The organism is Pseudomonas sp. AU11447 (genome assembly GCF_001672555.2).
GTDB lineage: Bacteria > Pseudomonadota > Gammaproteobacteria > Pseudomonadales > Pseudomonadaceae > Pseudomonas > Pseudomonas nitroreducens.
Genome location: NZ_LZDG02000073.1, coordinates 1 through 21,269, shown reverse-complemented (window position 1 = coordinate 21,269; position 21,269 = coordinate 1). Strand labels below are relative to the sequence as shown.

General features: G+C 63.7%; 22 protein-coding genes. 17 read left to right on the top strand and 5 right to left on the bottom strand.

Annotated features, from left to right (window positions below):
• Window positions 1-216: 216 nt before the first annotated feature.
• From A6723_RS25205 to hisC, 10 genes are all read left to right on the top strand, one after another.
• The gene (locus A6723_RS25205; RefSeq protein WP_024766540.1) at window positions 217-1,026 is read left to right on the top strand and encodes an ATP-binding cassette domain-containing protein; all 810 of its coding nucleotides are present in this window, start codon (window positions 217-219) and stop codon (window positions 1,024-1,026) included.
• Window positions 1,026-1,823: a lipid asymmetry maintenance ABC transporter permease subunit MlaE gene (gene mlaE / locus A6723_RS25200; RefSeq protein WP_024766539.1), complete on the top strand. Its 798-nt coding sequence runs from the start codon at window positions 1,026-1,028 to the stop codon at window positions 1,821-1,823. Before A6723_RS25205 ends, mlaE begins: the two co-directional genes overlap by 1 nt.
• Window positions 1,823-2,296 carry an outer membrane lipid asymmetry maintenance protein MlaD gene (gene mlaD, locus A6723_RS25195; protein ID WP_054906616.1) on the top strand — a complete coding sequence of 158 codons (474 nt, stop codon included), beginning with the start codon at window positions 1,823-1,825 and terminating at the stop codon, window positions 2,294-2,296. The genes mlaE and mlaD overlap by 1 nt, the downstream gene beginning before the upstream one ends.
• 11 nt (window positions 2,297-2,307) lie before the next feature.
• Entirely contained in the window at window positions 2,308-2,955 is a 648-nt protein-coding gene (locus A6723_RS25190) for a phospholipid-binding protein MlaC (protein ID WP_054906615.1), read from the top strand.
• Entirely contained in the window at window positions 2,952-3,260 is a 309-nt protein-coding gene (locus A6723_RS25185; RefSeq protein WP_054906614.1) for a lipid asymmetry maintenance protein MlaB, read from the top strand. The genes A6723_RS25190 and A6723_RS25185 overlap by 4 nt, the downstream gene beginning before the upstream one ends.
• A 110-nt stretch (window positions 3,261-3,370) precedes the next feature.
• The gene (locus A6723_RS25180; protein ID WP_017518139.1) at window positions 3,371-3,610 is read left to right on the top strand and encodes a BolA family protein; all 240 of its coding nucleotides are present in this window, start codon (window positions 3,371-3,373) and stop codon (window positions 3,608-3,610) included.
• A gap of 19 nt (window positions 3,611-3,629) precedes the next feature.
• Window positions 3,630-4,898: a UDP-N-acetylglucosamine 1-carboxyvinyltransferase gene (gene murA / locus A6723_RS25175; RefSeq protein WP_054906613.1), complete on the top strand. Its 1,269-nt coding sequence runs from the start codon at window positions 3,630-3,632 to the stop codon at window positions 4,896-4,898.
• A 14-nt stretch (window positions 4,899-4,912) separates the two neighbouring features.
• Window positions 4,913-5,548 (top strand): ATP phosphoribosyltransferase, encoded by a 636-nt coding sequence (gene hisG / locus A6723_RS25170; RefSeq protein ID WP_024766534.1) that lies wholly within the window; start codon window positions 4,913-4,915, stop codon window positions 5,546-5,548.
• Window positions 5,549-5,670: 122 nt separating this feature from the next.
• The gene (hisD, locus tag A6723_RS25165) at window positions 5,671-6,993 is read left to right on the top strand and encodes a histidinol dehydrogenase (RefSeq protein ID WP_054906612.1); all 1,323 of its coding nucleotides are present in this window, start codon (window positions 5,671-5,673) and stop codon (window positions 6,991-6,993) included.
• Between the two features lie 3 nt (window positions 6,994-6,996).
• Window positions 6,997-8,052 (top strand): histidinol-phosphate transaminase, encoded by a 1,056-nt coding sequence (gene hisC / locus A6723_RS25160; protein ID WP_054906611.1) that lies wholly within the window; start codon window positions 6,997-6,999, stop codon window positions 8,050-8,052.
• A gap of 54 nt (window positions 8,053-8,106) precedes the next feature.
• Here hisC and algW read toward each other — a convergent pair whose 3' ends face one another.
• Window positions 8,107-9,255, bottom strand: a complete 1,149-nt coding sequence (algW, locus tag A6723_RS25155; RefSeq protein WP_054906610.1) for a Do family serine endopeptidase AlgW — start codon at window positions 9,253-9,255, stop codon at window positions 8,107-8,109.
• A 113-nt stretch (window positions 9,256-9,368) separates the two neighbouring features.
• Here algW and A6723_RS25150 point away from each other — a divergent pair, with 113 nt between their 5' ends.
• The gene (locus A6723_RS25150) at window positions 9,369-10,127 is read left to right on the top strand and encodes a Nif3-like dinuclear metal center hexameric protein (protein WP_054906609.1); all 759 of its coding nucleotides are present in this window, start codon (window positions 9,369-9,371) and stop codon (window positions 10,125-10,127) included.
• A 194-nt stretch (window positions 10,128-10,321) separates the two neighbouring features.
• Here the strand turns inward: A6723_RS25150 and mltB are convergent, their stop codons facing one another.
• A complete protein-coding gene (gene mltB / locus A6723_RS25145) occupies window positions 10,322-11,419 on the bottom strand; it encodes a lytic murein transglycosylase B (RefSeq protein ID WP_054906608.1) in 1,098 nt (365 codons plus the stop codon).
• A 336-nt stretch (window positions 11,420-11,755) separates the two neighbouring features.
• Here mltB and cysD point away from each other — a divergent pair, with 336 nt between their 5' ends.
• Both cysD and cysN read left to right on the top strand, forming a co-directional pair.
• The gene (gene cysD / locus A6723_RS25135; protein WP_054906606.1) at window positions 11,756-12,673 is read left to right on the top strand and encodes a sulfate adenylyltransferase subunit CysD; all 918 of its coding nucleotides are present in this window, start codon (window positions 11,756-11,758) and stop codon (window positions 12,671-12,673) included.
• 12 nt (window positions 12,674-12,685) lie between these two features.
• Window positions 12,686-14,584, top strand: coding sequence for a sulfate adenylyltransferase subunit CysN (gene cysN, locus A6723_RS25130; protein ID WP_054906605.1), 1,899 nt, complete (start codon window positions 12,686-12,688; stop codon window positions 14,582-14,584).
• A gap of 199 nt (window positions 14,585-14,783) precedes the next feature.
• Here cysN and A6723_RS25125 read toward each other — a convergent pair whose 3' ends face one another.
• On the bottom strand, window positions 14,784-15,224 hold the full coding sequence (locus A6723_RS25125; protein ID WP_054906604.1) for a YhcB family protein: 441 nt from the start codon (window positions 15,222-15,224) through the stop codon (window positions 14,784-14,786).
• Between the two features lie 139 nt (window positions 15,225-15,363).
• On the opposite strand from A6723_RS25125, the gene A6723_RS25120 reads away from it, so the two are divergent.
• The 3 genes from A6723_RS25120 to zapE all read left to right on the top strand — a co-directional run bounded on the left by A6723_RS25120 (window position 15,364) and on the right by zapE (window position 18,580).
• The gene (locus tag A6723_RS25120; protein ID WP_054906603.1) at window positions 15,364-15,990 is read left to right on the top strand and encodes an alpha/beta hydrolase; all 627 of its coding nucleotides are present in this window, start codon (window positions 15,364-15,366) and stop codon (window positions 15,988-15,990) included.
• Between the two features lie 60 nt (window positions 15,991-16,050).
• On the top strand, window positions 16,051-17,391 hold the full coding sequence (locus A6723_RS25115) for a tryptophan--tRNA ligase (RefSeq protein WP_054906602.1): 1,341 nt from the start codon (window positions 16,051-16,053) through the stop codon (window positions 17,389-17,391).
• A 94-nt stretch (window positions 17,392-17,485) separates the two neighbouring features.
• Entirely contained in the window at window positions 17,486-18,580 is a 1,095-nt protein-coding gene (gene zapE, locus A6723_RS25110) for a cell division protein ZapE (RefSeq protein ID WP_037009786.1), read from the top strand.
• Between the two features lie 142 nt (window positions 18,581-18,722).
• Here the strand turns inward: zapE and A6723_RS25105 are convergent, their stop codons facing one another.
• Together A6723_RS25105 and A6723_RS25100 are read right to left on the bottom strand one after the other, a co-directional pair.
• Window positions 18,723-19,688 (bottom strand): hypothetical protein, encoded by a 966-nt coding sequence (locus tag A6723_RS25105; RefSeq protein ID WP_054906601.1) that lies wholly within the window; start codon window positions 19,686-19,688, stop codon window positions 18,723-18,725.
• A 91-nt stretch (window positions 19,689-19,779) separates the two neighbouring features.
• Window positions 19,780-20,679 carry a GlxA family transcriptional regulator gene (locus tag A6723_RS25100; protein WP_162484002.1) on the bottom strand — a complete coding sequence of 300 codons (900 nt, stop codon included), beginning with the start codon at window positions 20,677-20,679 and terminating at the stop codon, window positions 19,780-19,782.
• Window positions 20,680-20,931: 252 nt separating this feature from the next.
• On the opposite strand from A6723_RS25100, the gene A6723_RS25095 reads away from it, so the two are divergent.
• A partial coding sequence (locus tag A6723_RS25095) for an acyl-CoA dehydrogenase family protein (protein WP_175405588.1) occupies window positions 20,932-21,269 on the top strand: 338 nt, incomplete at its 3' end.

Here is a 21,269-nt window from a genome sequence, read left to right as displayed (position 1 = left end):
TGAAGTGCGAGATTATAACGGGAAAGCGGCAAAGGCTTCATCACTGGCAACTCAATGTTGCTCGCATTTTGCTGAACTGAGCCTTAACGGTGGCTTAGCAGCCCTTGGGGCGCGGCTTCACGGGGTGTTATAGTTCGCGGCCGTTCGGCCTGCCGCGCCGTGTTTCTGCCGTATGACAGACGGGGCAACGGACAGCGCCGTGATGAAAGGAGTTCTATGAGCACCAATGACCAATACGCGGTCGAGCTGAAGGGCCTGAGCTTCAAGCGTGGCACGCGTAAGATTTTCGATAACGTGGACATCCGCATTCCACGCGGCAAGGTCACCGGGATCATGGGGCCGTCGGGGTGTGGCAAGACCACCCTGCTGCGACTGATCGCCGCCCAGCTGCGTCCGGCGAGCGGCGAGGTGTGGGTCAACGGCCAGAACCTCCCCACGCTGGGGCGCAGCGACCTGTTCGACATGCGCAAGCAGTTCGGCGTGCTGTTCCAGAGCGGTGCACTGTTCACCGACCTCGATGTCTTCGAGAACGTCGCCTTCCCGCTGCGCGTGCACACCGAGCTGCCCGAGGACATGATTCGTGACATTGTCCTGATGAAGCTCCAGGCCGTTGGCCTGCGCGGGGCGGTGGAGCTGATGCCCGACGAGCTGTCCGGCGGCATGAAACGCCGCGTGGCGCTGGCCCGCGCCATCGCGCTGGACCCGCAGATCCTGATGTACGACGAGCCCTTCGTGGGCCAGGACCCGATCGCCATGGGCGTACTGGTGCGCCTGATCCGTCTGCTCAACGATGCCCTGGGCATTACCTCCATCGTGGTGTCCCACGATCTGGCGGAAACCGCGAGCATTGCCGACTACATCTATATCGTCGGTGATGGCCGCGTGCTCGGCCACGGAACACCGGCCGACCTGCAGGGTCTCGATGATCCGCGGGTACGCCAGTTCATGAAGGGCATCCCGGATGGTCCGGTGCCGTTCCACTATCCTGCTCGCGATTACCGCGCCGACCTGCTGGGAGAACGTTGATGCGCAAGACTTCTTCGCTCGAGCGAGTTCGCCTGCTCGGGCGCGCGGGCCTCGATGTTCTCGAGTCTCTGGGCCGTTCGAGCCTGTTCCTGGTCCACGCCATCTTCGGCCGCCGGGTGCACAGCGGCGCCTTCCAGTTGCTGGTCAAGCAGCTGTATTCGGTGGGCGTGCTGTCCCTGGCGATCATTGTCGTGTCCGGCCTGTTCATCGGCATGGTGCTGGCCCTGCAGGGCTACAACATCCTGGCGAGCTACGGCTCCGAACAGGCGGTCGGCCAGATGGTTGCGCTGACGCTGCTGCGTGAACTGGGACCGGTGGTCACCGGACTGCTGTTCGCCGGGCGTGCAGGTTCCGCGCTGACTGCCGAGATCGGCAACATGAAATCCACCGAGCAGCTGTCCAGCCTGGAGATGATCGGCGTCGACCCGCTCAAGTACATCATCGCCCCGCGCCTTTGGGCCGGCTTCATCTCGATGCCGCTGCTTGCAGCTATCTTCAGTGTCGTCGGCATCTGGGGCGGAGCCCTGGTCGCCGTGGACTGGCTGGGTGTGTATGACGGTTCGTACTGGTCGAACATGCAGAACAGCGTGCAGTTCACCAAGGACATTCTCAATGGCGTGATCAAGAGCGTGGTGTTCGCCTTCGTCGTGACCTGGATCGCCGTGTTCCAGGGTTATGACTGCGAACCCACCTCCGAAGGAATCAGCCGCGCCACCACCCGTACCGTTGTGTATGCCTCCCTGGCCGTGCTGGGGCTGGACTTCATCCTGACCGCCTTGATGTTTGGAGACTTCTGATGCAAACCCGCACCCTGGAAATTGGTGTAGGCCTGTTCATTCTGGCCGGCCTGCTGGCCCTGCTGCTGCTGGCCCTGCGTGTCAGCGGACTGACCATCGGCAATACGGGCGATACCTACAAGCTGTACGCCTATTTCGACAACATCGCCGGCGTTACCGTCCGCGGCAAGGTCACCATGGCAGGTGTCACCATCGGCAAGGTCACTGCGGTGGACCTGGACCATGACAGCTATCGTGGTCGTGTGACCATGGAGATCAATCGTCAGGTCAACAACCTGCCGGACGACTCCACCGCCTCCATCCTCACTGCCGGCCTGCTGGGCGAGAAGTACATCGGCATCAGTGTCGGTGGCGATGAAGAGCTGTTGAAGGAAGGCGATACCATCAAGGACACCCAGTCGGCACTCGTGCTGGAAGACCTGATCGGCAAATTCCTGCTGAATTCGGTCAATAAAGACGACTCGAAGAAATGAGGGCTCACTCCATGTTGAAAACCTTGCGTCGTGGCTTCCTGGTCCTGCTCGCGATCCTGCCGTTGTTCGCCCAGGCCGAGCAGACTGCTCAGCAGGTTGTGCAGAAGACCGTCGACAGCCTGTTGTCGGACCTGAAAACCAACAAGGCCAGCTACAAGGCCAATCCCCAGGCGTTCTACGACACCCTGAACCGCATCCTCGGCCCGGTCGTGGATTCCGAGGGCATCGCCAAGGGCGTGATGACCGTCAAGTACTCCCGCCAGGCGACGCCGGAGCAGGTCAAGCGCTTCGAGGAAACCTTCAAGAACAGCCTGTTCCAGTTCTACGGCAACGCGCTGCTGGAGTACGACAACCAGGACATCCGCGTGCTGAACAGTGGCAAGCAGGAGCAGGATCGCGCTTCGGTGAACATGGAAGTGGTCGGCAGCAACGGCGCCGTCTATCCGGTGCAGTACACCATGGTCAACCAGGGTGGCGACTGGCGCCTGCGTAATGTGATCATCAACGGCATCAACATCGGCAAGCTGTTCCGTGACCAGTTCGCCGACTCCATGCAGAAGAACCGCAACGACCTGGAGAAGACCATCGCCGGTTGGGGCCAGGTCGTCGCCAAGGCCAAGGATGCCGCCAAGGGTCAGCCGGAAGGCAGTGCAGAATGAGTCAGGGCAGTATCACGGAGCGTAGCGAGGGCGATCTGGTCCTTGCCGGCGTGCTGGACTACAGGACCGGGCCGGCGCTGCGCGAGCAGGGCAGAAACCTGATCGCCGCCAGCAAGGCCGCGGCGCTGCGCCTGGACTGCTCGGCGGTGGAACACTCCAGTAGCGTCGGATTGTCGCTGTTGCTGTCCTACACCCGTGATGCGCGCAAGGCTGGCAAGACGCTGCAGATCTCCGGCATGCCCAAGGACATGCATGAAATCGCCAAGGTTGGCGAGCTTCTCGATATTCTGCCGCTACAGCATTGAAACACTGAGAAAGCCCTCCGTCCGCGACTTCCCCTGCCGGGGTTCGCAGGCGGGGGGCTTTTTTGTATCATGGCCGACCCGCGCGCGTAGGGCGCCGAACGAGGTTGAGCATGCAGGCCGTAGAAGTCAAAAACTTCCTGGAATCGAAACTGCCAGGTACCCAGATCGAAGTGGAAGGCGAAGGCTGCAATTTCCAGCTGAACCTGATCAGCGACGAGCTCGCCGGCCTGAGCCCGGTCAAGCGCCAGCAACAGATCTATGCCCACCTGAACGAATGGATCGCCTCCGGCGCCATCCATGCCGTCACCATGAAATTCTTCAGCCGCGCCGCCTGGGCCGAGCGTTCCTGAGCCCACGGGGAAATTAGCAATGGATAAACTGATCATTACCGGCGGTACTCGTCTCGATGGCGAGATCCGCATCTCCGGCGCGAAGAACTCTGCGCTGCCGATCCTCGCCGCAACTCTGCTGGCGGACACCCCGGTGACCGTCTGCAACCTGCCGCACCTGCACGACATCACCACCATGATCGAGCTGTTCGGCCGCATGGGCGTGCAGCCGATCATCGACGAGAAGCTCAACGTCGAAGTCGACGCCAGCACCATCAAGACCCTGGTGGCACCGTACGAGCTGGTGAAAACCATGCGTGCGTCGATCCTCGTGCTTGGCCCGATGGTCGCCCGTTTCGGCGAAGCCGAAGTCGCGCTGCCCGGCGGCTGCGCCATCGGCTCGCGTCCGGTGGACCTGCATATCCGTGGCCTGGAAGCCATGGGCGCAGAGATCTCCGTCGAAGGCGGTTACATCAAGGCCAAGGCCCCAGCCGGTGGCCTGCGTGGCGCGCACTTCTTCTTCGATACCGTCAGCGTGACCGGTACCGAGAACATCATGATGGCCGCTGCGCTGGCCAATGGCCGCTCCGTGCTGGAAAACGCCGCGCGCGAGCCTGAGGTCGTCGACTTGGCCAACTTCATCAACGCCATGGGCGGTGATGTGCAGGGTGCCGGTACCGACACCATCGTGATCAACGGTGTAAAAAGCCTGGGTGGCGGTGCCAAGTACAACGTCATGCCCGACCGCATTGAAACCGGCACCTACCTGGCTGCGGCTGCTGCCACCGGCGGCCGCGTCAAGCTCAAGGACACTGATCCGACCATCCTCGAAGCGGTGCTGGCCAAGCTGGTCGAAGCCGGCGCGCACATCACCACCGGCAGCAACTGGATCGAGCTGGACATGAAGGGCAACCGGCCGAAGGCGGTGAACATCCGCACTGCGCCGTACCCGGCATTCCCGACCGACATGCAGGCCCAGTTCATCTCCATGAACGCCATCGCCGAAGGCACCGGCGCGGTCATCGAGACCGTGTTCGAGAACCGCTTCATGCACGTCTATGAAATGAACCGCATGGGCGCGCAGATCCTGGTCGAAGGCAACACTGCCATCGTCACCGGCGTTCCGCAGCTCAAGGGCGCACCGGTCATGGCGACCGACCTGCGTGCTTCCGCCAGCCTGGTGATCGCCGCCCTGGTGGCTGAAGGCGACACCATGATCGACCGCATCTACCACATCGACCGTGGCTACGAGTGCATCGAAGAGAAACTGCAACTGCTCGGGGCGAAGATTCGCCGCGTGCCGGGCTAAGGCAGAATCAGACGATGCTGACGATTGCCCTGTCCAAGGGCCGTATCCTCGACGACACCCTGCCGCTGCTCGCAGCGGCGGGCATCGTGCCGACCGAGAATCCGGACAAGAGCCGCAAGCTGATCATCCCCACCACCCTCGATGACGTGCGCCTGCTGATCGTGCGCGCCACCGACGTGCCGACCTATGTCGAGCACGGCGCCGCCGACCTCGGCGTGGCGGGCAAGGACGTGCTCATGGAGTACGGTGGCCAGGGCCTGTACGAGCCGCTGGACCTGAAGATCGCCAACTGCAAGCTGATGACCGCCGGTGCGGTCGGCGCGCCGGAGCCCAAGGGGCGTCTGCGCGTGGCCACCAAGTTCGTCAATGTCGCCAAGCGCTACTACGCCGAGCAGGGTCGCCAGGTCGACGTGATCAAGCTGTACGGCTCCATGGAGTTGGCACCGCTGATCGGCCTCGCCGACAAGATCATCGACGTGGTCGACACCGGTAACACCCTGCGCGCGAACGGCCTGGAGCCCCAGGAGCTGATCGCGCACATCAGCTCGCGCCTGGTGGTGAATAAGGCCTCGATGAAGATGCAGCATGCTCGCATCCAGGCGCTGATCGACACCCTGCGCGAAGCCGTCGAAGCTCGACACCGTCACTGATACCCACCGCGACCCCGGTCGCGGCAGCCTATCCGTGTCATAGCCAAATTTTCTCGGGTGCCCGCACGGAAGGCTTGATAGTCTTGCGGCGCCCGAGATCATGCCAATTAAAGAGGCCAGCTATGACCGCACCCTTCGCTATCCGTCGACTCAACGCCGCCGATCCGGACTTCGCGCGTCATCTGGACCATCTGCTCTCCTGGGAAAGCGTGTCCGACGATGCGGTGAACCAGCGTGTGCTGGACATCATCGCTGATGTGCGCAAGCGCGGTGACGCCGCGGTGGTGGAGTTCACCCAGCGCTTCGATGGCGTCGATGCCAAGACCATGGCCGACCTGATCCTGCCGCGCGAGCGCCTGGAACTGGCCCTGACCCGCATCACCCCGGCCCAGCGCGAGGCGCTGGAGACTGCCGCTGAGCGCGTGCGCAGCTATCACGAGAAACAGAAGCAGGACTCCTGGCGCTACACCGAAGCCGATGGCACCGTGCTCGGCCAGCAGGTTACGCCCCTGGATCGCGCCGGCCTGTATGTGCCGGGCGGCAAGGCATCCTATCCGTCTTCCGTGCTGATGAACGCCATTCCGGCCAAGGTCGCCGGCGTCGCCGAGGTGGTGATGGTAGTGCCGACCCCGCGCGGCGAGATCAATGAAATCGTCCTCGCCGCCGCCTGCATCGCCGGCGTCGACCGCGTCTTCACCATCGGTGGCGCCCAGGCCGTGGCCGCGCTGGCCTACGGTACCGAGAGCGTGCCGCAGGTGGACAAGATCGTCGGCCCAGGCAACATCTACGTCGCCACCGCCAAGCGCCACGTGTTCGGCCAGGTCGGCATCGATATGATCGCCGGCCCGTCGGAAATCCTCGTGGTCTGCGACGGCGGCACCGATCCGGACTGGATCGCCATGGACCTGTTCTCCCAGGCCGAGCACGACGAGGACGCCCAGTCGATCCTGGTCAGCCCGGATGCCGCCTTCCTCGACAAGGTCGCCGCCAGCATCGAGAAGTTGCTGCCGACCATGGAGCGCGCCGAGATCATCCGCACCTCGCTAACCAACCGTGGCGCGCTGATCCTCGTTGCCGATCAGGAGCAGGCCTGCCAGGTTGCCAACCGCATCGCCCCGGAACACCTGGAGCTGTCGGTGGCCGACCCGGAAAGCTGGCTGCCGAAGATTCGCCACGCCGGCGCCATCTTCATGGGCCGCTACACCGCCGAGGCGCTGGGCGACTACTGCGCAGGCCCGAACCACGTGCTGCCGACCTCCGGCACCGCGCGATTCTCCTCGCCGCTGGGCGTGTACGACTTCCAGAAGCGCTCCTCGATCATCTTCTGCTCCGCGCCGGGCGCTTCCGAGCTGGGCAAGACCGCGTCGATCCTGGCCCGTGGCGAGTCGCTGACCGCCCACGCGCGCAGCGCCGAATTCCGCATCCTTGACGGCAAGAGCGAGTAACCCATGAGCAAATTCTGGAGTCCCTTCGTCAAGGAACTGGTGCCCTACGTTCCGGGCGAGCAGCCGAAGCTGGCCAAGCTGGTCAAGCTGAACACCAACGAGAACCCCTACGGCCCGTCGCCGAAGGTGGTTGCCGCGATCCAGGCCGAGTTGAACGACACGCTGCGCCTGTATCCGGACCCCAATGCCGACCGCCTGAAGCAGACCATCGCCGAGTACCACGGCGTGAAGACCTCCCAGGTCTTTGTCGGCAATGGCTCGGACGAAGTCCTGGCCCACGCTTTCCACGCGCTGTTCCAGCACGGCAAGCCGTTACTGTTCCCCGACGTGACCTACAGCTTCTATCCGGTCTACTGCGGCCTCTACGGCATCGAGTCGGAGGCGCTGCCGCTGGACGAGCAGTTCCAGATTCGCGTCGAGGACTATGCGCGCCCGAACGGCGGCATCATCTTCCCCAACCCCAACGCGCCCACCGGTTGCCTGCTGCCGCTCGAAGCCATCGAGCGCCTGCTGCAAGCCAGCCCGGACAGCGTGGTGCTGGTGGACGAGGCCTACGTCGACTTTGGCGGCGAGACCGCGATCTCCCTGGTCAACCGCTACCCCAACCTGCTGGTGGCGCAGACCCTGTCCAAGTCGCGCTCCCTGGCGGGCCTGCGGGTCGGTTTCGCGGTTGGCCATGAAGACCTGATCGAGGCGCTGGAGCGAGTGAAGAACAGCTTCAACTCCTACCCGCTGGACCGCCTGGCCCTGGCCGGTGCGGTGGCGTCCTTCGAGGACCAGGCGTACTTCGAGCAGACCTGCAACGCGGTTATCCACAGCCGCGAGAAGCTGGTGGCCGAGCTCAAGACGCTGGGCTTCGACGTGCTGCCGTCCGCGGCGAACTTCATCTTCGCCCGCCACCCGCAGCGTGACGGCGCCGAACTGGCCGCGGCCCTGCGCGAGGAAGGCGTGATAGTGCGCCACTTCAAGCAGCAGCGGATCAATCAGTTCCTGCGTATCAGCATCGGCACCGAGGAGCAGAACCAGGCTCTGATCGAGGCCCTGCGGCTGAAGCTGTAAAGATATCGCGGTAAAGAAAAACGGCGCCTTCAGGCGCCGTTTTTCATTGCGGTATCAGTTGGCGTTGGGGGCCGGCGGGGGACGCAGGCCGACTTCGGCGTTGAGCGTTACCGGCTTGCCGTTGCGCAGCACTTCGATGGTGATCTTCTCGCCCGGCTTGGTGCGCGCCACCTGGTTCATCGAGCGGCGGCCATCGCTGGCGGCCTCGCCATCGATGTTCAGGATGATGTCGCCCGGCAGCAGGCCGGCCTTGGCGGCGGGGCCGTCGCGGTAGACACCGGCGACGACGATACCAGCCTTGTCCTTGAGGTCGAAGGATTCGGCCAGTTCCGGGGTCAGCGGCTGCACTTCGACGCCGAGCCAGCCGCGGATCACCTGACCGTGCTCGATGATCGACTGCATGACTTCCAGGGCCAGCTTGGTCGGGATGGCGAAGCCGATGCCCTGGGAGCCGCCGGACTTGGAGAAGATCGCGGTGTTGATGCCGATCAGGTTGCCGTTGGCGTCCACCAGCGCGCCGCCGGAGTTGCCGGGGTTGATTGCTGCATCGGTCTGGATGAAGTCTTCGTAGGTATTCAGGCCGAGCTGGTTGCGCCCGGTGGCGCTGATGATGCCCATGGTGACGGTCTGGCCGACGCCGAAGGGGTTGCCGATGGCCAGGCAGACATCGCCGGTGCGGATGCCGTCGGAGCGGCCGAGCATGATCGAGGGCAGGTCCTTGAGGTCGATCTTCAGGACTGCGAGATCGGTCTCGGGATCGCTGCCCACCAGGCGGGCGATGGTCTCGCGGCCGTCACGCAGGGCCACGACGATCTGGTCGGCACCGGAGGTCACGTGGTTGTTGGTTAGCAGGTAGCCTTCGGGGCTCATGATCACCGCCGAACCCAGGCTGGACTCCATGCGCTTCTGCTGCGGCAGGTTGTCGCCGAAGAAGCGCCGGAACAGCGGGTCGTCAAGCATCGAGTTGTTCGGCTTGCTGACCATCTTGGTGGTGTACAGGTTGGCCACGGCAGGCGAGGAGCGGGTCACGGCGTCGGCGTAGCTGACGGGGCCCTGCTGCAGGCGGCTGAGCAGCGGGGCCTGTTGCAGGTGCACTTCCTGCTGCGGAAGGCCGACCCATTGCGGGTTATGCTGGATGATCAGCAGCGCCAACAGGACGCCAACCAGCACGGGCCAGCCGAGGAAACGCAGGGCCTTCAGCATCGAAGAAAATCCTTGGGGTTGCTTGGCCGGGGGATGGCCGATAGGGTGGCGGCCATTATACGGGCGGCGAGCCAAGAAAATAGACGCTCGCAGCCGATGTTGGAGGAATTTCGATGGCAATCGCACTGAGCACGCTGGTCGAGGAAGCTGACCGTTTCCTGGAGGCAGCGAAGATCCAGGATTACTGCCCCAACGGCCTGCAGGTCGAGGGCCGCCCGCAGGTTCGCCGCATCGTTTCCGGTGTCACCGCCAGCCAGGCGCTACTGGATGCCGCCGTGGAGGCGGACGCCGATGTGGTGCTGGTCCACCACGGCTATTTCTGGAAGGGCGAGGATGCCCGCGTGGTGGGCATGAAGCAGCGGCGCCTGAAGACCCTGCTGAACAATGACATCAGCCTGTTGGCCTATCACCTGCCGCTGGATCTGCATGCCGAGGTGGGCAACAACGTGCAGCTTGGCCGTCAACTCGGTTTCGAGATCGAAGGGCCGTTGGAGCCAGGTAACCCGCGCTCCATCGTGCTGGTCGGCTCGCTGACCGAGCCCATGCTGCCGAGCGACCTGGCGCTCCATGTGCGCGACGTGCTGGGCCGAGAGCCGCTGCTGGTGGATGGCGGCCAGCCGATCCGTCGCATCGCCTGGTGTACCGGCGGCGCCCAGGGCTACATCGACCAGGCGATCGCCGCGGGCGTCGATGCTTACCTGACTGGTGAAGTCTCCGAGCAGACCGTGCACAGCGCGCGGGAGAACGGCATCAGCTTCATCGCCGCCGGCCACCACGCCACCGAGCGCTATGGCGTGCAGGCGCTGGGGGATTACCTGGCCAAGCGCTTTGCCATCGAGCACCTGTTCATCGATTGCCCGAACCCCGCCTGATGACGTTCAGGCCAAGCGCCAGGCCATGCAGGGAGACCTGTAGGAGCGAGCTTGCTCGCGAACCCGCCCGGCGCTGAGGCGGCAGGAAACCCCGTTCGCGAGAGCAAGCTCGCTCCTACAAAGAGCCCGCTGCCTGCATCCGGAAACAGACATGAAAAAGGCCGGCTCAATGAGCCGGCCTTTTTGTGCGCGCCTCAGCGGTAGCCGTGACGCTGGCGGTCCACCGCCTTGCCCAGTTCCCACACCGCCATGGCGTAGTGCGTGCTGTGGTTGTAGCGGGTGATCACGTAGAAGTTCGGCAGGCCGTACCAGTACTGGTAGGTGTTGCCCATGTCCAGGCGCAGCAGGCTGGCGGTCTGGTGATTGCCCAGCGAGCCCTGCGGACGCAGGCCGGCAGCAGACAGGGCGCCAATCGAGTACTGGGTCTTGAAGCCGTCTTCCAGCGAGCGGGCCTGGCCGATGGCGGGGATCGCCACCGCATCGCCGGTGACCCAGCCGTGCTGCTTGAAGTAGTTGGCCACGCTGCCGATGGCGTCGCGCGGGTTCCACAGGTCGCGGTGGCCGTCGCCGTCGAAGTCCACCGCGTACTGGGTGAAGGAGGAGGGCATGAACTGCCCGTAGCCCATCGCACCGGCGTAGGAACCGCGCATCTCCAGCGGGTTGTCGCCTTCATTGCGCGCCTGGAGGAGGAACTGCTCCAGCTCGCCGCTGAAGAATTCGGCGCGGCGCGGGTAGGAGAACGACAGGGTGGCCAGCGCGTCGATGATTCGCGTCTTGCCCATCACGCGGCCCCAGCGGGTTTCCACGCCGATGATGCCGACGATGATTTCCGGCGGCACGCCGTAGGTGCGCGAGGCGCGTTGCAGGTCGGCTTCGTGCTGGTCCCAGAACTGCACGCCCTTCTGCACGTTATCCGGGGTGATGAACTTCTTCCGGTAACGCAGCCAGGCGCCGTTCGGGCCGCTGGGCGGGGTGTAGGTCGGCGCCTGGCGGTCCATCAGGCGGATTACCCAGTCCAGTTCCTGGGTCTGTGCAAACAGGTCGTGCAGGTCCTGCCGATTGAAGCCGTGCTTGCTCACCATCATGTCGATGAAGCGATTGGCGTTGGCATTGTTCGCGTAGTCGCCGCGCAGCGGGGTGATCGGCTGCACCGAGCCGAATGCCGGGTGGGCGCTGGGCGTGATCAGGGTGGGCGTCTTCGGCTTCTGGGCCGGTTGTGGTGCGGGAGTCGGTTTGCTGCTGCACGCAGAGATCAGGACGAGTAATGGCAGGGCGAAAGCGATGCGGCGCATGGGAAATCTTCTGGGGCAGGAAAACGTGCCCGCTATGCTAGCGCAGTGCCGCGCGGGCACAAGCCGGGACATTGCGAGACTGTTGCAGGAAAAGTCCTTCAGCCTTGCGACAGCAATGTCGGGCGATGGTATCTCAAGCGTCGATAGGATGGGGTTCAGGGCCTTCCTCAAGCGCCTCCTCACCGGGTGCGAAGTACCGATGGGGACTGAGCGCGGATGGCTATATCGGTATATTTTTTCGGTATAACCCGCTCCCCGGTTAGAGCCTTGTGCTGTGATAGAGTGCGCGCTCGTCTACGGCCCGCCGGCCGTCCATAAGCAATTCCGTGAGTAGCCATGGTCGACAAACTGACGCATCTGAAACAGCTGGAGGCCGAGAGCATCCACATCATCCGCGAGGTCGCCGCCGAGTTCGACAACCCGGTGATGCTGTACTCGATCGGCAAGGACAGCGCGGTGATGCTCCACCTCGCGCGCAAGGCTTTCTTCCCCGGCAAGCTGCCATTCCCGGTGATGCATGTCGACACCCGCTGGAAATTCCAGGAGATGTACAGCTTCCGCACCAAGATGGTCGAGGAACTGGGCCTGGACCTGATCACCCACATCAACCCCGATGGTGTGGCGCAGGACATCAACCCCTTCACCCATGGCAGTGCCAAGCACACCGACATCATGAAGACCGAGGGCCTCAAGCAGGCGCTCGACAAGTACGGCTTCGACGCCGCCTTCGGTGGTGCCCGCCGCGACGAGGAGAAATCCCGCGCCAAGGAGCGGGTGTACTCGTTCCGCGACAGCAAGCACCGCTGGGACCCGAAGAACCAGCGTCCGGAACTGTGGAACGTCTATAACGGCAAGGTGAAGAAGGGCGAGTCGATCCGTGTCTTCCCGCTCTCCAACTGGACCGAGCTGGACATCTGGCAGTACATCTACCTCGAGCAGATCCCGATCGTTCCGCTGTACTTCGCCGAAGAGCGCGAAGTCATCGAGATGAACGGCTCGCTGATCATGATCGACGACGAACGCATCCTCGAGCACCTCACGCCCGAGCAGAAGGCCAGCATCCAGAAGAAGATGGTGCGTTTCCGCACCCTGGGCTGCTACCCGCTGACCGGCGCGGTGGAGTCGACCGCTACTTCTCTGCCGGAAATCATCCAGGAAATGCTGCTGACGCGGACTTCCGAGCGCCAGGGCCGGGTCATCGACCACGACGCCGCCGGCTCGATGGAAGAAAAGAAACGTCAGGGCTACTTCTAAGGTTCTCGCACCATGTCGCATCAATCCGATCTGATCAGCGAGGACATCCTCGCCTACCTGGCCCAGCACGAGCGCAAGGAACTCCTGCGCTTCCTCACCTGCGGCAACGTCGACGACGGCAAGAGCACCCTGATCGGGCGTCTGCTGCACGACTCCAAGATGATCTACGAGGACCACCTCGAGGCCATCACCAAGGATTCCAAGAAAGTCGGCACCACCGGCGACGAGGTTGACCTGGCGCTGCTCGTGGATGGCCTGCAGGCCGAGCGCGAGCAGGGCATCACCATCGACGTGGCGTACCGCTACTTCAGTACCTCCAAGCGCAAGTTCATCATCGCCGACACCCCCGGCCATGAGCAGTACACCCGCAACATGGCTACCGGCGCCTCCACCTGCGACCTGGCCATCATCCTGATCGACGCCCGCTACGGCGTGCAGACCCAGACTCGCCGGCACAGCTTCATCGCCTCGCTGCTGGGCATCAAGCACATCGTCGTCGCCATCAACAAGATGGACCTCAAGGGCTTTGACCAGGGCGTATTCGAGCAGATCAAGGCCGACTACCTGCAGTTCGCCGACAAGATCAACCTCAAGACCAATTCCCTGCACTTCGTGCCGATGTCGGCGCTGAAGGGCGACAACGTGGTCAACAAGTCCGAGCGCTCGCCGTGGTACACCGGCCAGTCGCTGATGGAAATCCTCGAGACCGTGGAAGTCGCGGGCGACCGCAACCTCGACGACATGCGCTTCCCGGTGCAGTACGTCAACCGTCCGAACCTGAACTTCCGTGGCTTCGCCGGCACCCTGGCGAGCGGCATCGTGCGCAAGGGCGACGAAGTCATTGCCCTGCCGTCGGGCAAGGGCAGCAAGGTCAAATCCATCGTCACCTACGAAGGTGAGCTGGAGCAGGCAGGTCCGGGCCAGGCCATCACCCTGACCCTGGAAGACGAGATCGACGTCTCCCGCGGCGACATGCTGGTGCATGCCGACAACCGTCCGCAGGTCACCGACGGCTTCGACGCCATGCTGGTGTGGATGGCTGAAGAGCCGATGCTGCCGGGCAAGAAATACGACATCAAGCGCGCCACCAGCTACGTGCCCGGTTCCATTCCGAGCATCAGCCACAAGGTGGACGTGAATACCCTGGAAGAGACCGCCGCCAGCGAACTCAAGCTCAACGAGATCGCCCGCGTGAAGGTCAGCCTGGATGCTCCGATCGCGCTGGACGGCTACGAACAGAATCGCACCACCGGTGCCTTCATCGTGGTCGACCGCCTGACCAACGGCACCGTCGGTGCCGGCATGATCATCGCCGCGCCGCAGGCCGGGCAAGGGGCTTCCGTCCACCACAGCAACGGCCACGTCGCTCGTGAGGAGCGCGCTGCACGCTTCGGCCAGCAGCCGGCTACCGTACTGTTCAGCGGCCTCTCCGGCGCCGGCAAGAGCACCCTGGCCTATGCGGTGGAGCGCAAGCTGTTCGACATGGGCCGCGCGGTCTATGTGCTGGACGGCCAGAACCTGCGCCACGACCTCAACAAGGGCCTGCCGCAGGACCGCGCCGGTCGCAACGAGAACTGGCAGCGTACCGCCCATGTGGCCAAGCAGTTCAACGAAGCCGGCCTGATCAGCCTGTGTGCCTTCGTCGCTCCGAGCGCCGAAGGTCGCGCGCAGACCAAGGCGCTGATTGGGGCCGAGCGCTTCATCACCGTCTACGTCCAGGCTTCCCCGCAGGTCTGCCGCGAACGCGACCCGCAAGGCCTGTACGCCGCCGGCCAGGACAACATCCCGGGCGAGTCCTTCCCCTACGACGTGCCGCTGGATGCCGATCTGGTGATCGACACCCAGAGCCAGTCGGTGGAAGAGGGCGTCAAGGCTGTCCTCGACCTGTTGCGCCAGCGCGGCGCGATCTGATCGTCGCCACGCTATGAAAAAGCCCCGCCTTCGCGGGGCTTTTTCTTTGGCTCTTCGTAGGAGCGAGCCTGCTCGCGAACCATACCCGGTCGATTGAGTATCCAGCGGTTCGCGAGCAAGCTCGCTCCTATAGGTCGTGCATTTGTGCGGACATGAAAAAGCCCCGCCGAGGCGGGGCTTTTTCTTTGGGGCAGAGGCCTCAGTACTTGCTTTTCAGCCCGTACGTCTCGTCCAGGGTGCCCGGGCCGTCGCCGGTCTTGGGCGCATAGTCCTTGGGCACTTCGTTGTTTGCCGGCGGGGTCAGGCGCTCGCGGCGCTCTGGGTATTCGTCGGCATGCAGGGCCGCCAGCAGGCGCTGTTTGGTCTGTTCGTCCAGGGCCAGGCGCTCGGCGCCCTCGGACAGGTGCTCCTGCACATCCTGATAGCTCTGGGTGAGCTTCTTCATCAGGCTGGCGGAGGTGCTGAAGTGGGTCACCACTTCGCGCTGGTAGCTATCGAAACGATCCTGCATGTCGTCCACTTGACGCTGCAGCTTGTTGGGCGCGGCGTTGGGCAGCAGGCGGGCGATCAGAAAGCCGATGCCGACCCCGACGATCAGGGCGAGTAGCGGCAGCAACCAGGTGGTGAGGGACTGTTCCACGCGAATCCTTCCTCTATAGACGGCTTTGCTTTACGTTAGCGGCTTGCACCTGTGCTTGTATACCGTGGCGAATGCTTCGCCGCCTGCGCAGGTATTGAGCTAGACGAGACGACCCGCCACGGGGTCACGGAGCTGTTGTTTGACCACCCGCGAAATTCCCCTGTTCCTCGATGGCCCCGAGGGCCAACTGGAAGCCCTGCACCTCGCCACGCCTGATGCCAAGGGTGTCGCGCTGATCTGTCATCCGCACCCGCTGTTCGCCGGCACCATGCAGAACAAGGTGGTCGCCACCCTGCAACGCGCCGCACGGGATGCAGGATACGCCACCCTGCGTTTCAATTTTCGTGGCGTGGGTCAGAGCGCCGGCAGTTACGCCGAAGGCCGCGGTGAAATCGACGACGTGCTGGCCGCCGCGCACTGGCTGGCCGGGCAGCATCCGGGTCTGCCGCTGACGCTGATGGGCTTCTCCTTCGGTTCCTGCGTGGCCGGCAATGCTGCCGAGCGCCTGGAAGAGCAGGGCGCAGAACTCGCACAGCTGTTCATGCTGGCGCCGCCGGTGGAGCGCTTCGATGTCGACCTGCCCGAGCGCTGCCCGCTGACGGTGATCCAGCCCGAAGCCGACGAAGTAGTCACGCCCGAGCGTGTGTACGCCTGGAGTGCGGAGCTCACCAAGCCCCACGAACTGATCCGCATCCCCGAGTGCAGCCATTTCTTCCACGGCAAGCTGATCGAGCTCAAGGACCTGATACAGGCCCGGCTCGCCTAGGCCGCCAAGCCGCGTTACCATCCGGCCCGCCATTTCATTTGTGTTGATTCCTGGATTCCCATGACGACCCGTATCCTGACCGGCATCACCACCACCGGTACTCCGCACCTGGGCAACTACGCCGGCGCCATCCGCCCGGCCATCGTTGCCAGCCGCGATCCGCAGGCAGATTCCTTCTACTTCCTGGCCGACTACCACGCGCTGATCAAGTGCGATGACCCGGCGCGCATCCAGCGTTCGCGTCTGGAAATCGCCGCCACCTGGCTGGCCTGCGGCCTGGATGCTGACAAGGCGACCTTCTATCGCCAGTCCGATATTCCCGAAATCCCCGAACTGACCTGGCTGCTCACCTGCGTCAGCGCCAAGGGCCTGCTCAACCGCGCCCACGCCTACAAGGCCTCGGTGGACAAGAACGTCGAGGCCGGCGAAGACCCGGACGCCGGCGTCACCATGGGGCTGTACAGCTACCCGGTGCTGATGGCCGCGGACATCCTGATGTTCAACGCGCACAAGGTGCCGGTCGGTCGCGACCAGATCCAGCACGTGGAAATGGCCCGCGACATCGGCCAGCGCTTCAACCACCTGTTCGGCAACGGCAAGGAACTGTTCACCCTGCCTGAAGTGGTGATCGAGGAAGACGTCGCGACCCTGCCGGGCCTGGACGGTCGCAAGATGTCCAAGAGCTACGACAACACCATCCCGCTGTTCGGCAGCGCCAAGCAGCTCAAGGACGCCGTGGCGCGCATCGTCACCGACTCCCGTGCCCCGGGCGAGCCGAAGGACCCGGACAATTCGCACCTGTTCACCCTGTACCAGGCCTTCTCCACCCACGAGCAACAAGCCGCGTTCCGCGCAGAGTTGCTCGGTGGCCTGGCCTGGGGTGAAGCCAAGCAGCGCCTGTTCGAACTGCTCGACAACGAGCTGGGCGAGGCCCGCGAGCGCTACCACGCGTTGATTACCCGTCCGGCGGATCTGGAGGACATTCTCCTGGCCGGCGCCGCCAAGGCCCGCCGCATTGCCACTCCGTTCCTCGGCGAGCTGCGCGAGGCCGTGGGCCTGCGCTCGTTCCGCGAGCAGGTGCAGGTGGCGACCGAAGGCAAGAAGAAAGCTGCCAAGGCGGCGCGCTTTGTCAGCTTCCGCGAGGAAGACGGCTTCCGCTTCCGCCTGCTGGATGCCGCTGGCGAGCAACTGTTGCTCTCCATCACTTTCGCCGACGGCAAGGCCGCCGGCCAGGTGACCAAGCGCCTGCAGTCCGAGGAAGTGGACCTGCACGCCGAACTGAACGCCTTCAGCGTACGCCTGGATGGCGAAGCCGTGGCGTACAGCCCAGAGTTCTCCACCGACGCGGAGCGCGACGCCGCCATGCAGCGTCTGCGCGAGGCTCTCGCTCCGCAGGAGTGAGGCGCAGCAGGCCGGTCCGACTACCGGCCAATTGCCAAGAAACGGGGGCGCCGCTAAAGTGTGCGCCCCCGTTTTCGTTGCCTTGCTACCGATCATGACGCCTCTTCAGCGCTACCAGGAAGACCTCAAACGCCCCGATTTCTTCCACGACGCCGCGCAAGCGAACGCCGTGAAGCACCTGCAACGCCTCTACGACGACCTGGTCGCCGCCGACAAGGGCAAGTCCGGGCTGTTCGGCAAACTGCTGGGCAAGAAGTCCCAGGAGCCGGTGAAGGGCCTGTATTTCTGGGGCGGTGTCGGCCGCGGCAAGACCTACCTGGTGGATACCTTCTTCGAAGCGCTGCCCTTCAAGCAGAAGATGCGTACGCACTTCCACCGCTTCATGAAGCGCGTCCATGAGGAAATGAAAACCCTCAAGGGCGAGAAGAACCCGCTGACCATCATCGGCAAGCGATTCGCCGACGAGGCCCGGGTGATCTGCTTCGACGAATTCTTCGTCTCCGATATCACCGACGCGATGATCCTCGCGACCCTGCTGGAAGAGCTGTTCAAGAACGGCGTGAGCCTGGTGGCGACTTCCAACATCGTGCCGGACGGCCTCTACAAGGACGGCCTGCAGCGCGCCCGCTTCCTGCCAGCCATCGCGTTGGTCAAGAAGTACACCGAAGTGGTCAATGTCGACAGCGGCGTGGACTACCGCCTGCGCGCCCTGGAACAGGCCGAGCTGTATCACTGGCCGCTGTCCGAGCAGGCCGACCAGGCCATGACCCGCGACTTCAAGGCGCTGACCCCGGAGTGCGCTGCAGCGACCCGTGATGACGCGCTGATGATCGAGAACCGCGAAATCCGCGCGCGCATCACCTGCGATGACGTGGCCTGGTTCGAGTTCCGCGAGCTGTGCGATGGCCCGCGCAGCCAGAACGACTACATCGAGCTGGCGAAGATCTTCCACGCGATCCTGATTTCCAACGTCGAGCAGATGGGCGTGGCCAAGGACGACATGGCGCGCCGCTTCATCAACCTGGTGGACGAGTTCTACGACCGCAACGTCAAGCTGATCCTCTCCGCCGAGGTGGAGCTCAAGGACCTGTATACCGGTGGCCGCCTGGAGTTCGAGTTCCAGCGCACCCTGAGCCGCCTGCTGGAAATGCAGTCCCACGAGTACCTGAGCCGCCCGCACCGTCCGTGACGGCTCGGTGAATGAAAAAGGCTGCCTTCGGGCAGCCTTTTTTGTTGTGGCTTTTCGTAGGAGCGAGCTTGCTCGCGAACATTTCACCGGCAGCTCAGAAGCTGGGCGGTTCGCGAGCAAGCTCGCTCCTGCAAATCAAGAATCAGCGCTGCGCCATCTCCTGCTGCGCCTTCTTCAGCAGTTGCTGAGCATGGGCAACTTCCAGTGCCTCCATGGCATTGATCGGCTTGATTGCCACCGCTTTCTGCAGCTGTTCCAGCGCTTTCTGCTCTTCATCTTCGCCATACACATAACCCAGCGCGTTGGCGTACTCGTAGTGACCGATAGGCAGGTCGTCGGCGGCGCGGAAGGAGCGGGCGAAGTACTGCTCCATTTTGTCCGCGCTGACGCCGTAGGTCATCTTGCCCACCAGCTTGCCGACCTTGCGGATCACGCCGGCTTCGTAGCCGCCGTAGAGTGCCAGGGCGAACGGCTGGTTCGGCTGCTTGGCCAGCAGGGCGTCCAGTTCCTTTGGAATCTCGCTGGTGTAGCCGCGCTTGAGCACCACCGGCACCGGCAGGTCTTCTGCCAGGCGGGCCTTGGCGTAGGCGCGGCCGAACTGAGCGATGGGGTCGGCGTTGAGCAGCGGGCCGGCTTCGTCGGTGTAGCTGATCACTTCTTCCAGCAGGCGTTGCTTATCGTCCTGGTTCGGTGCGAGGAACATGGCGTAGAGCACCTGGGCGAACATCCCCGGAACCTGGCCGCCGACGCCCAATGCCAGGCCGTCCTTCTTGGCCTGCGCGAAGTCGCCGCGGAACACCTTGCGCCACACGTCCTGCAGCTTCTCGGCGTAGACCTGTGCTTCTTCCGGCTTGCCGCTGAAACCGGTGCCGGCGGCGACAGTCTTCTCCAGGGCTTCGGGATGCCGGGTGGCCATGGTCACTACCCAGTCCGCGTCCGGGAACGGGTAGTTGGCGCCGAAGCCTCGGGTCAGTCGCGGCCAGGCCTCGCGCAGCTTGTCGCCGCTGTAGTCGAAGGCCTTCTGGTCGTAGGGGAAGGGTTTCCAGGTGTCGTCCGCCACAGCGTTGAGGCTGAAGACGGTCAGGAGGGCAAGCAGAAAGCGGCGCATGGCGATATCCCGTGAAGTTCTTGTTGTCGGAAGCTGCCCCGATCATAGGGCCGCCCCCGAGTCAGTGAACCCATCCTAGGGATGGCCTGTTTCAGCCTTCCTTCTGCTCGTACTGGCGCCGGTAATGATTCGGCGACAGCCCGGTGTGTTGGCGGAAAAGCCGAGCGAAAAAGCTGGCGTCGTCGTAGCCGACTTCGTAACTGATGGTCTTGATGCTCTTGCGGGTCGTGGACAGCAGGTTGCGCGCGGTCTCGATACGCAGACGCTGCAAGTAGTGCAGTGGCTTGTCGCCGGTAGCCGCCTGGAAGCGCCGCATGAAGTTGCGGATGCTCATGCCGTGCTCGCGGGCCACATCCTCGAAGCGGAACTTGTCGGAGAAGTGCTCCTCCAGCCAGTGCTGGATCTGCAGGATCGCTGGGTCGTGGTGCAGTTTCTGTCCGCCGAAGCCCAGGCGCCCTGGCGTGTAGTTGCGCTGCACCTCGTAGAGGATGTCGCGGGCCACGCCCTGGGCGACGGTGGCGCCGCAGAAGCGTTCGATCAGGTAGATGTACAGGTCGCGCACCGAGGTCAGGCCACCAGCGCTGTAGATGTTGTCAGCGTCGGCGATGTGCTTGTCCTGGTTGAGCAGTACCTTGGGGTAGCGCTCGGCGAACTCGCGGAAGAAGCGCCAGTAGGTGGTGGCTTCCTTGCCGTCCAGCAGGCCTGCTTCGGCGAGCCAGAACACCCCCGAGACCTCACCGCAGAGCACGCAGCCGGCGGCGTGACGCTCGCGCAGCCAGGCCGTTACCTGTGGGTAGAGGGTCAGCAGTTCGTCAAAGTCGCCCCAGAAGGCGGGGAGGATGATCAGTTCCGGCTCGTCCAGGGCGCCGTGCACCGGTAGCAGGTCGCCGCTGAAGCTCATTACCGGCTGGCCGTCGGGGCTGACGATGCGGGTCTCGAAGCTGGGCTGCAGGCCGAGGCCCTGTTGGCGGCCGTGGCGCAGGGCGGCCATGTGGAAGAAGTCCTTGGCCTGCATCAGGGTGGAGCCGAAGACGCCATGGGTGGCGAGGATGCTGACGCGGCGCAGCACCTGGGAAACTGAATTGGGCATCGATTCTTGTACTTCTTATGGATGTCTTTGCATGACGCTAAAGCGGTCATGATGCGGCTGGATCGTCTTATTTTTTGGCGAAAGTGTCCAGTGCAGAGCGGTTCGGGCTGGCCTACAGTCGGCCTTCCAATAATTCCTACAACCGATTCGCAGGTGCACCGCATGATTCCCAGAACCCTGTTCAGTTCCGATCACGAGCTGTTCCGCGACAGCGTCCGCAAGTTCCTCGAACAGGAGGCGGTGCCCTTTCACGCCCAGTGGGAAAAGGACGGCCATATCGACCGTCAACTGTGGAACAAGGCCGGGGAGGCCGGAATGCTCTGCTCGCACCTGCCCGAGGCGTATGGCGGCATGGCGGCGGACTTCCTCTACAGCGCGGTGGTGATCGAGGAGATCGGCCGTCTCGGGCTGACCGGCATTGGCTTCTCGTTGCACTCGGACATTGTCGCTCCGTACATCCTTCATTACGGCAGCGAGGAATTGAAGCAGCG